This window comes from Phaeodactylibacter xiamenensis, assembly GCF_000759025.1.
GTDB lineage: Bacteria > Bacteroidota > Bacteroidia > Chitinophagales > Saprospiraceae > Phaeodactylibacter > Phaeodactylibacter xiamenensis.
The window spans coordinates 281000-293055 of the sequence record NZ_JPOS01000018.1 but is presented as its reverse complement, the minus strand read 5'-3'; the positions used below and the strand labels follow the sequence as shown (position 1 = coordinate 293055).

Genomic DNA, 12056 nt, shown 5'->3' with positions numbered 1-12056 from the left:
CAGCCCGTTGCGGGCTCCAAAAATAACAGAACATGAAGGAAATATTGACCTTGTTTTTTGTAACCCTTACCCTGAGCCTTTCCGCTCAGTTTCATCCCATGCTGGATGCGCAGGGCGTACTGAAAGATGCCGATGGTTTCCCGGTGGAGGATGGGCCACAGGAACTGACGTTCCGGCTGTACCCGGATGCGGTCAGCAATGACGCCCTATGGTCAGAAACCGTCACCCTTCAGATATCTGGTGGCGCTTACCAACACTACCTGGGGAGCCTCACGCCTATTGATCAGCGGATTTTTGAAAATACGGTCTATTTAGGCGTGAGTGTGGAAGGCGTAGAGCTCACCCCCCGCAGTACATTCACGGTCACGCCCTATGCCATTGCGCTCACGGGCTGTACTGGTGCGGTGGGCGATGTGAAAATGTCGGTGCTCAATCCCGAAGAGTTTACTGCCGAAAACGGCGCATGCTGGGAACTGATGAGCGGGCAGGCGCTACCGGCGGAAAGCAAACTGGCCGGGCTGACCAACTGGCAAAACCTACCGGATGTCCGGGGCCGCTTTTTGAGGAGTTTTGATAGCCGGGGTGTGGATGGTAATGATTCAGACCGTGGGAATAACCCACAAGCGGGGACCTACCAAAACAGTGTTTTCAAACGGCATAATCATAATTTAGCACTAGACGGTCAGGTCAATGATGGTGACTTCAATGGATCCTTCGATGTTACCGATGGTCCTAGAGTGTATAATCTTTTTTCTACATCAATTGCTACTTCTGGAAGTACTAATGCATTTTCAACTACTTCACTGCATGCAATAAGAGGAGGTAATTATGGGTGTGGGGCAGGAGGTATGCATTTTGTACTTATTCCAATGTCAAATGCTGAAGGCAATACTTTCAATATACTTTCCCATACCCATGATATAGGTATGTCCGGCGGCACCGAGACCCGCCCCAAAAACATCAACCTGTACATCTACATGCGCACCCGCTAAACGATTAAAGCACAAAAACGATGAAAAAAATAACCATAGTATTGCTGTGCCTATGGGGCATAGCCATTCAGGCAGCCTACGGGCAGCAGCAAGAGACGGAGTGTAACCCCCTCGGTGATACGGCTCCCGCATCGGGGGAAGTCTTCCTTTCCTACGGCGGTATGGTCAACGCGGTCAGCAGTTCCCGCCGCATGGATTTCACCTTTGGGCAGTTGCTCACCGGGCAGGCTTTTTCTCCCAACCGCTCCACGGAGGGCGGCTTCTGGGCCCGCTACCTGCTGCCGCCCTTACCCACTTTAGTGCGGGCTTCAGAGGGCGACTTCGCAGACCGCATCGAATTATCCTGGGCGCTCGACCCCCTGAGCTCAGGGGTGACCGAGGGCTTCAATATCTATCGCAATGGCTCCCTGTTGGCGGTTATCGGCCCCAATGCCCGAAACTACATTGACTTTAATGTACAGGCTGGTGAGTTTTACGAGTATGAAATCGCCGGGATTAATGCTTTTGGAGAGGGGCGCCCGGGTGAGAACGTCGGTTTTGTCAACCCTAACGGAGTGGTCACCGGTTCAATTCGCACCACAAGCAACAATCCGGTAGCTGGAGTGGAAGTCGCCCTGCAGCCCACCAAGGGCTATTCCCTTAGCTTCGATGGGGAGGAGGACTACCTCTGCGTATCTTATCAGGATACCTTGCCTCAGTCAGACTTTACCGTCATGGCCTGGGTGAAGATAGGCAATCAATACGACCGCAGCGGCATCATTGACCTGGGGAGCGATCTCAATCACAACTGGTGGATAGAAACCACAGCGGCCGGGCAAAACAAAGGCGTTATCGTAGGCTTGGGTAACGGGACCGGTCGTGCTGAACTCGCCTATGAATATCCGACCGGGCCCGATATCTGGCACCAAATCACCTTCACCTACGGTAGTGGCAGGGGCGTACTTTACGTTGACGGGCAATTCGCCGGCACGCTAAATGGTGCAATGGCGCATCAGCCTGCCCTGTTTAACATCGGCAGCGACCGCACGCAGTCGAGACGCTTCAAAGGGCAGCTCGATGACATCCGCATCTTCAACCGGGTGTTGAAGCAGTCCGAAATCATCGCCTACCAAAAAATTACGTTGTCTTCCAATACAGAGGGGCTGATTGCCTACTGGAAGTTTGATGAAGGCATGGGGGGAAAAACATTTGACGTAACCGCTAATGATTTTGACACCCCGGTTGGAGGTGCCACGTTCACCACCGACAACCCCGGCATCTTAAATGCGGGCATTACGGATGCCGGCGGGTTCTACACCATTGAGAGTATCAACTACAGTTCGGGGCAATCCTTTACGGCGGTCCCGACCAAAAAGTTCTACAGCAACTATGCGCTGGAGTTCAACCCGGTATTCAACAGCCGGGTGAAGCTGACAAAATTCAATCTGCCGGATACGGCCACGATTGAAATCATTGCTCAACCTTTTGATGCACAAACCCGGCAGACGCTCTTGTACCACGAAAGCGGCGCTATGGAGTGGTATGTACACAACGGACAGTATCATATACAGGCGAACGGGCAAACCCACGCCCTTGGAACTGTGGGGCAGGGCTATCAGGGGCTGGCGCTGCACCTCAACCGGGCCACCGGCGCTGCTGCGTTTTTTATTGATGGGGTGGAGTCTGCCACCTTCAACATCGGCACCTTTACGGATGACCTCGCACAACAGTTTTGGCACGTAGGCGCTCAGCCCAATCCGAACGACCCCTACACCTTGTTGGGGCTGGTAGACGAAGTGGCTGTTTTTGATGAATTACTGACGGTCAATGAGCTGCAGGTACATGCTTCTCCGGCCAGTGCCGGCATTGACCCCGGCACGCCCTCCCTGCTGCACTACTTCAGTTTCAACGAAGGTGGCGGAGTAGAAGTCCGGGATGCCGGTATTGCCATGACCGGTTTTGGGGCAGTTGAGGGTGCTATGTTCACCCCCCTGGGAATCCGGCAGGAAGAAGACAACCGTCTTTTTACACCGGAAACCCGTATTGTCAATTTGAACAACAGCAATACCGCAGTCAGTCAAATCGACTTTACCGACAACTCCGCTGTCCCGGTATCCGGAGTAGTCCGTTTTGCAGATACCGATTGCTTTGAAGCAGGAGCGGAGATCCTGGTCAATGGGGCCGGGGCAACCCCACCTATTTATACGGATGAAAACGGACGCTTCCTGGGGGATTTTGAGCCAGGCTCCAACATCCGACTTTCCGTGACCAACTTGGGGGGGACGACCTTCGACCCCCTGCAATTTGAAGCTTACAGCTTACAAACCCCTCTGGCTGGCGTACAGTTTTTGAATAAGACCAAACGCACCATCCGGGGGCAGGTAGCCGGTGGACTGTGCAAGAAGTCTGTCATTCCGGAGACTGGAGCGGTGGAAGTGACGGTGGAGACTCTGAATGGCTGTTATAAAGAAAAAGTCGTAATTGATAACGAAGCGGGGTGGTTTGAATTCGATAATGTGCCCCCCGATTCTGTGACAATTGCTGTGACCGGGCACCCAGTCGATACCATACTGCAGTATTTTGGCAATCAGGGTGGATTGACCCTCGATATGCGGTCAACCGAGCTGGACTCCGTGGAATTTATTTACAGGTCTGCCCCTCAGGTAGTCATACAGGACTACTTCGGTACGAATGCGCTGGGCGATAAATTTGCTAGTTTTGCAGAGCCTACTTTTGTAGACATTAGGGTACAAGAGGTGTATTTAGAACCCACAGAAGTCTGTTACCTGGACTCTGCTGAGCTAACCATCAAAAACGGTATTGCTGATTTGGGCGATATTGATACCGTGATGACCAACGGCGTGCTGCGGCATCATTTTACAACCACCTTTCCCAATGTGGTTGCCCCTTACAAGAAAAACCTGGAAGTCCTGGCTGTGGCGAATGGAGCGAATTCTAATACCGTATTTGATATGGTGATTTTGGGACGCAAGCCCCGGGCAGCTACCTCGGTGGCTACGACTCCTAGTATTCCCTTTTTGATTTTAAGGGACCCACCGGGCGATGGCAGCTACTCTTATATAGAATCGGGTCAAACGTTTTGTCTGGGCATGACGCTTGGAGCTTACGCAGGGGTCGATGCAACGAAATCCATTACGGCGCATTTAGGGCCTGATTTTGATGCAGGGCCTGTCGTTGCGCAGGTTCCTGTAGATATTACCCAAGATTACGGAGCTAGTCTTTCTTCAACGCTCACAGCCTACACCGAATCATCTTTAAATGCCTGCTTAACCACAACTAACACTATTTCTACCGATGATAGTGACCTGATTGTGGGTAGCGAAATGGGAGGAGATGTGTATGTAGGTGCAGCCTTAGCCGTCACCTACGGGGTTACCGACGAACTCCAATACCTGGAGGACGAGCAGGGGCCAAGGTATCAACTCGATAACGGGATATGGGCCAACCCCTTTGGCATCGCATCCACTTTCCTGTACACGGAAAACCACATCAAAAACAACGTCATTCCACAGCTGGAAACCCTGGGCGATGAGACCAGTATTGCGATGTGGGAGAGCATTATCACTTACAATGAAGTTTTGAAGGCAGCGGCGGTATTGCCTGTTGGTGCTGGTTCTTACCTTTACGGGAATGGCGTAACTTATGAAGAATCATCCACCATTGAGGGAAGTGCTGAAACCACTATTGGGCTTGAGCGTGAAGTTAGAGTAGGGGCATCAGTGGGATTAGGAGTAACCGTTGCTGGGGTAGGTGCTGTTGCAGAAGTAGATATTGGCATCACGACAGGCGGTCGTATTGAAGGATCTGCTTCTTCATCCACCTCCAGTACCGTGGGCTATGTACTGGCAGATGATGATGCCTTTGACAATATGAATGTGCGGGTCACCAGAGACCTGATGTACATGACGCCAGTCTTCAAACTGCTCAGCGGGCAGACTTCCTGCCCGCACGAACCGAATACGCAGCACCGGGAAGAGGTGCAGCTGCAGGCCAACACAACGATTGCCACCAATGTGGAGGCTGATGAGGGCGCTTCCTTCAACCTACTGCTTGGCAATGCGGCCCCCTCCGGCGATATTGGATTTTACACTCTGGCACTCGTACCGGAGAGCAATCCCAACGGTGCTGCCCTGTTGCTGAACGGAGATGGCTTGGCAGGCGATGGCGAAGTCTATACCATCCCTGCCGGGGAAAGCATCCCGGTGACCCTGACCATTGAGCGGGGGCCGGAGGCTTATACTTATGAAGGGATCAGAGTAGCCCTGTTTTCGCAGTGCGAATACGAAAGAGCAGTATCCCTGGGCATGTCCCGGGAGCAGATAGACCCCAAATTCTACCGGGAGCTGGAGTTTAATGTCTATTTCCGGGAGCCTTGTAGTGAGGTCCAGATCACTGACCCGGGGGAAGGTTGGGTCATCACGCCCAATGATAACAACGAGTTGAAACTCATCCTTGCAGGCTACGATGCAGATGAAGAAAGCCTTGAGCTCATCCGCGTGCAATACCGCCTGAGCATGGGCGATGGTAACTGGATAAATATCACCGAAATTCCCCGACAGCAGTTGGGCAATTTGTTCCAGGAAGTCACCTGGAATATGTCTCAGCTGGCTGATGGCGAATACGAAGTCCGCGCCCTGACTGTATGCACAGATCCGACCCTGGCATCCGGGTATTCTAAAATCATCAAGGGGCGGAAAGAAACAGAGCCTCCTAAGGTATTTGGTACGCCTCAACCTGCCGATGGCGTGCTGAGCCCCGGAGATGAAATCTCGGTCATGTTTACCAAACGGATCAACTGTAATAGTATCATTCAGGCGGCAGGCACCGGAACAGGGATGATTGACAATAATAACCTGGGGCTGTACGATGCCACTACTGGTGCGCTGATTGACGCCATCGTAACCTGTGTGGATGATGAAATCCGGATTGTCCCTAACGTCGCCAATCAGTTTATCGAAAACCGCGTACTGCGGGTAAGGCTGGAGGAGATCGAAGACCTGGTCGGCAATCAGATTGAGGCGCCCATCGTCTGGGAGTTCCTCGTCAACCGTTCCACCCTCTTTTGGGAAGGCGGGGACATCAACACCGTTGCCATGGAAGGCGAGTCGGTCACGGTCACCCGCAATATCCGCAATCAGGGGGGCTTCTCAGCAAGTTTCAACCTGGAGGATATCCCGGACTGGGTGGATGTATTCCCCACTGCCGGGCTGATTGCGCCGGGGGCCTTTGAAACCATTACCTTTGAGTTCCCGGCTGACCTGGTCGGAGGGCTATTCAATGGTACGTTGCGCATGGAAACGAGTGAGGGTAACGAGCCCCTGAACATTGACCTGAGGGTAGCCTGCCCGCCGCCGGCCTGGAATATTAACCCGGCAGATTATTCCTACTCCATGAACCTTGCCTTACAGCTTAATATTGAAGGGGTGCTTTCTACCGACAAGCTGGATATTGTCGGAGCATTTATCGACGGGCAACTGCGCGGCTACGCTAAAGTAGAAGCTGTGCCGGAGCTAAATACCCACATGGCGTTCCTTACGGTTTACAGCAATGCACCAAACGGACAGACGGTCGAGTTCAGGGTCTGGGATGCCTCTGCCTGTCTGGTTTACGGGCCGGTAGCACAGTCCTTCCCGTTTGTAGCCGACAGTTTTGTAGGCTCCCTGCAAAACCCGGAAGTCCTCACGACCAATAATCTGGTCTTGCGGCAAATCCCAATTTACCCGGGCTGGAACTGGATTTCTTATAATGTCAACCTGCCCGACCCATCTATAAATGCTGCCCTGGGCAGCTTGAGCAATCCGGCAGGGGCTACGATCAAAGGGCAAACGGCATTCAGCCAGTATTTTGCCGAAGCTACAACCTGGGCGGGCTCATTGAACACGCTGTCTCACGAGACCATGTATCAATATCAGTCTACTGTCTTTGATTCCATCCTGCTTGCCGGCCAGCCGATTGACCCTTCTGCCAGCCCCCTGGCCCTGCAAGCGGGCTGGAACTGGATCGGTTATTTGCCGCAGCAAGGCATGGGTGTTAATGAGGCACTGGCTTCTCTCAGCCCACTCAACGGTGACCTGATCAAAGGGCAAACCGGCTTTGCACTCTACGATGCCGGGGCTGGCTGGCTGGGAAGCCTCGATTTTATGAGCTTCCCACGTGGCTACCTCTTATACCTGAGCAACCCCGGGACACTGACTTACCCTGCTAATTTCACGGGCGGAAGTACAGCGCAGTATCGGGGGCCGGCCATCGCTGAACGTAGTGGTGCCTTAGGCCATTACTGGGAAGTGGACCCCTTCGCTTTTGAGTACACCATGAACCTTGTGGCCGTGGTGGCCAGTGAGGAGGTGGACAATTGTTTGTCTGCTGACCACGAAATCGCCGCCTTTGTTGGCGAAGAGGTTCGGGGCAGTGGCAAGCCAGTCTATATTGAAGCCCTTGATGCTTACCTGCTGTTCCTGACGATTTATTCCAACGAGCAGGGCGGAGAACCTATCACTTTCAAAATGTATGATGCTGTTGCTGAGACTGAAACGGGGCTGAATGAGAGCTATGTATTCATTGCCAACCGGCTGGAAGGCAGTATTGAAGCGCCGGAAGTCCTGACATTCAGCACACCGGTATCTGCCAGGGAAGAGAGGCGCAGACTGGACGGGTTTAAGGTATTCCCTAATCCGGCAAAAGAAGAGGTGTTCTTTGAATTTGTATTGTCTGAGCCTGGGCCGGTACAACTGTTGATAACCGATGCGCTCGGCCGTCAGATAGGGCGTGTGGAGGCAGAAGCCGGAGCCGGGGCTAACCTGCTGAACTGGCAGGCCGGGCAATGGCCACGAGGGTTATACACTGTAACCCTGCTCCATGGGCAGAAGGCCGTGTCAAAGTTGCTGGAACTGCGCTAACCCATCAGTATCATTGCTCCTTGCGGCTAAAATGCCGCAAGGAGCACTAAAAAATACCAATGCGATATTTTCTACTCTTATTGTTGAGTATACCGCTCTGGGCCAGGGCACAAGCCCCTCAGTGGTCTGCCCCCAATGGCAGTGCATTCAGCTACTCTGCTAACCTCACCGCCGTCTTAGAGCTTGATGGGCAGGTGAGCCTCAGTGCCAATGATCAGCTGGCTGCTTTTGTGGGGGACGAGATCCGTGGTAAAGCCATGGCCGTTGACCTAAATGGGAAGGTCCTTCATTTTATGACGATTTTTTCAAATGTGCCAACCGGTGAGGAAATAGAGCTCCGGGCTTACATCGCTGCTGATGACGAAGTCTATACTTCAGTTTCTTCTTTTGTTTTTGATCAGTCATCGGTTACCGGCAGCGCCAGTACGCCCTACAGCGTGCAGCTGAGTTCAGACGGGGACCTGCTGATCAGTTTGGACAGCCTCCCCACTCAGGCCCGCTTGCAGGGATTGAGCTTTTTTCCTGTTCCGCTCCGGGATTACCTGAATCAGGCAGACACGGACCCGGTTAGCTGGTCAGTCAGCAATAGCCTTTATTTCCAGCATTCGATTGCTGGAGATACGCTTTTCCTTTCGGTTGCGGACCCTGACTGGACCGGTACAGATACACTGACCATAACGGCCACTGAACAAACAGTCAATGCTTACAGTGCATCACAAAACCTGGTATTGACCGTGGAGCCGGGGTTGAACGGGCCCGCTTTCGATTCGATTCCTGTTCAAAGCGTGATGACCGGTCAGCCTTTTCCTTCCCTGATGCTTGGGGACTACGAAAGCAGCTATACCGGTAATTGCCTCAGCTACAGCTACAAGCCAGTGCCGGCTATTGGTATGCCGGAACAGCAGGCTTCATGGGTCATTGGAGGCGGCGGCTGGCCTTTTACGATGAGTGTACTGGCTACGACAACGTACAGCCCATCTTTCCTGTTCCAGTCAGATGAAGATAAGCTTGGCGCATTCATCGGTGGAGAATTAAGGGGGGCGGCCTCCGCGCAGATAATCAATGGGCAGCGCCTCTTTACCATGCAGGTCTACCATACGGCCATTGATGGTGAGATTGAGTTCCGTTACTTCAGCGATTCTCTGAAACGGGTTTTTGTCTTGCCTGATACTTTTGATTTCGTCAGTGGTGGCCAATTGGGCACCCCTTCTCAACCTCAGATTCTGGACTTTTCCCCTCTGTCCTACACCCTTGACAGTCAGACGGGCGCGCTGTCGGTAGGCCTGCGCGTGCCAGGCTGGGAAGGCGTGGAGGAGGTGCAGTTCCGTGCATCAGACTGCAGCTACCCTGCCGAGCTTCAGGATACGGTCACTGTATTGTTTTGCTCGGGCCCTGATACGGATGGGGACGGGCTGTGCGATCAGTTGGACCCGGATCCTGATGATGCCTGTAACCCTGATGCCCTGAACGGGAACTGCGATGCAGATGGGGATGGGGTATACGCGGACGTAGACCCTGATGATGGGGACCCCTGCAACCCGCTCATAGAAGTGGAGGTGCTGAGCGCAGCGGGCCCGTCCTGCCCGGAAGCTACGGACGGGCATGTGGAGATCGGCCTGACAACGCCCTATTGCAGCGGCGGCCGTTTTGATATTTATCTGGAAGAGGCATCGCTGCCGGTTCAGCAACTGGGCAGCGGGCAGTTGCTGCCGGACACATTCCGGGTAGAGTCGCTGGGAGCGGGTACATATAGCCTCCGTATAGAACTGTCAGAAGCGGGCAGCTGCACGTACAGCAGCAGCTGTTTCCCATTTATTACAGACAGTTTGGCGCAGTTGGTGAGCCAGGACAGCCTCAGCCCCGCTCTTTTTGTGGATGCAGGCAGCGGGGCTCTGCCGGCTTCTGACACGCTGCAGTATTTCGCTGGCCCCGAGGCCTGCGGGCTGTCGTTATCGTGGCAGGCAGAGGTGTCAGACAACTGCACTGCGCCACCGCTGCAGTACAGCGTATCCTGTGAAGGGTGCAGTGAAATGCCCGAAGCAGCCATAGCGGGCAGCACGCTGAGCCTGTTTGCGGGCGTAGGGGCGAACCAACTGGAGCTATGGGCCACGGACGCGGACAGCAACAGCATCAGGCATACCTATGTGCTGATGGTCCAGGATACGGTGCCCCCGCATATGTTGTGCACAGGCCACACTATCTACCTGGATGAGGAGGGCATCGGCAGCATAGCGGTAGGCGATATAGACGGCGGCAGCAACGATGCCTGCGGTCTGGACACGCTCTTTCTGAGCCAGACGGTTTTCGGTTGCAGCGATGTGGGCCCGAATACGGTTACGCTCACCGCAGTGGATAAGAACGATAATGAAGCTTTCTGCACGGCTACGGTGACCGTGCTGGACAGCATTGCCCCGCAGTTGTTGTGCACGGACCACACCGTCTACCTTGATGGAGATGGTATTGGCAGCATAGCGTTAGGCGATATAGACGGCGGCAGCAACGATGCCTGCGGCCTGGACACGCTCTTCCTGAGCCGGACGGTTTTCGGTTGTAGTGATGTCGGGGAGCTGCCGGTCACGCTAACGGGCGTTGATGAAAACGGCAACAGCGGCACTTGTACGGCCACCATAGCGGTAAGGGATACTGTGGGCCCTGTAATGCTGTGCCAGAGCCGGACGGTAACACTGAGCGTCTTCGGTACGGGCTCGCTGTCAGCAGCTCATGTGAATGCCGGCAGCAATGACGCCTGCGGCGCAGTGAGCCTGAGCCTGAGCCAGTCATCTTTTGATTGTGGTGATGTTGGTGTTCAGTCCGTTACCTTAACGGGCACAGACGTGAACGGTAACAGCAGCAGTTGCGAAGCACTGGTCACAGTAGAGGATTTGTCCCCGCCCTCGGTATTATGCAGCTCGCCGGAGGTGCAGGTGAGTTACGATGGCACTTACGAGCTATTGCTGAGCGATGTTTATGCAGGCGGGTTTGATGCCTGCGGTATAGATACAATACTGTACGACGCCGCCATTTACACCTGTGAAGACATCGGGGGCACGTACGAAGTGCAGGTCACGTCGATAGATGTAAATGGGAACGAGTCGTCCTGCACCTCCACGGTGAGCGTACAGCAGAGCCCGGGGCTGCCACCGGAGTGGTCGGTGACGGGGCTGAACGGTTCACCGGGCAGTGCCACGTGGGACATCTGTACGGATAGCGGGACACTGAACCTATGGTCAGGGGGTTATCATTCAGGCAGTGGCGGCAGCCCAGACGGCTACCTGTTTGTGCACCAGCCGTTTTGTGCGAGCAAAGGTGGGCTGCAGTTGGACCTGGGCGCGGTCTCCGGGGACAGCTATATTGGGCTGAGCGTGCGGAGCAGCCTGTTGCCGGATGCGGCTATGGCCGGCTTATATTGGAATGGCAGCGGGCTGTTGCGCTGGGAAGTCCGCGAAGCAGACGGTGCCCTGCGTGAAGTTACGCTGCTGGATGCGCCGAATGCGAAAAAGATCCGCCTGGAATATTCCAACGGGACGTGGCGCGGGCGTTATCAGATACTGGGCGCAGGGTGGCTGAACCTGGCGGCGGTATCGATGCCACAGCCATTGGGGAGCTGTTTTGAAGTGGGAGTGGGGGGCTTTACGGTGGACCCATCGGGCAGCATGTCGGGTTCGGTGAGCAAGGTGCGGGTCGTGGTACTGGAGCAGCAGGTGTGGTCGCCTCCGGTCACGAGCCATACATCCGGCCCTGGCAACGGGCTGATTATCTGGCCCAACCCAACGGCTGGCGCTGCGGTACTGGAATGGGCGGTACCTCTGGAGGCAGGAGCGGAAGTACGGATATATGGCCCGCTGGGGCAGTTGGCCCTGCCGGTTCAGCAGGCGGTGGCCGGGCAGCAGCAATTGAAACTGGATATGGAGGGGCTTCCGGCAGGCGTATACACCGTCCAGTGCAGGTCTGCCGGAGCGCAGGGGCGCCAGACGCTTAAGCTGGTAAGGTACTGATCGCATTCGACATTGCCCATCCTCTGAAAGGTGTCCCAAGTCCTGAAAAACAGGGTGTCCCAACTTTGTTTTCAGAACTTGGGACTACCCCAACCTATCTTAGCCTTTACTTTAGCACAGCAGTTGGCGCCTCCGGGTTAACACTTGGTGGGGCAACGACGGTATCGGCTGGG

General features: G+C 54.5%; 3 protein-coding genes. All 3 read left to right on the top strand.

The window, feature by feature from the left end:
* The first annotated feature begins 32 nt into the window (after nt 1–32).
* The 3 genes from IX84_RS07915 to IX84_RS07905 are packed head-to-tail and all read left to right on the top strand — an operon-like array spanning nt 33 to nt 11883.
* Nucleotides 33–992 carry a hypothetical protein gene (locus IX84_RS07915; RefSeq protein ID WP_044218401.1) on the top strand — a complete coding sequence of 320 codons (960 nt, stop codon included), beginning with the start codon at nt 33–35 and terminating at the stop codon, nt 990–992.
* Between the two features lie 20 nt (nt 993–1012).
* Nucleotides 1013–7888 carry a LamG-like jellyroll fold domain-containing protein gene (locus tag IX84_RS07910; RefSeq protein ID WP_044218400.1) on the top strand — a complete coding sequence of 2292 codons (6876 nt, stop codon included), beginning with the start codon at nt 1013–1015 and terminating at the stop codon, nt 7886–7888.
* Nucleotides 7889–7947: 59 nt separating this feature from the next.
* Nucleotides 7948–11883, top strand: coding sequence for a T9SS type A sorting domain-containing protein (locus IX84_RS07905; protein WP_152604958.1), 3936 nt, complete (start codon nt 7948–7950; stop codon nt 11881–11883).
* Nucleotides 11884–12056: the final 173 nt, after the last annotated feature.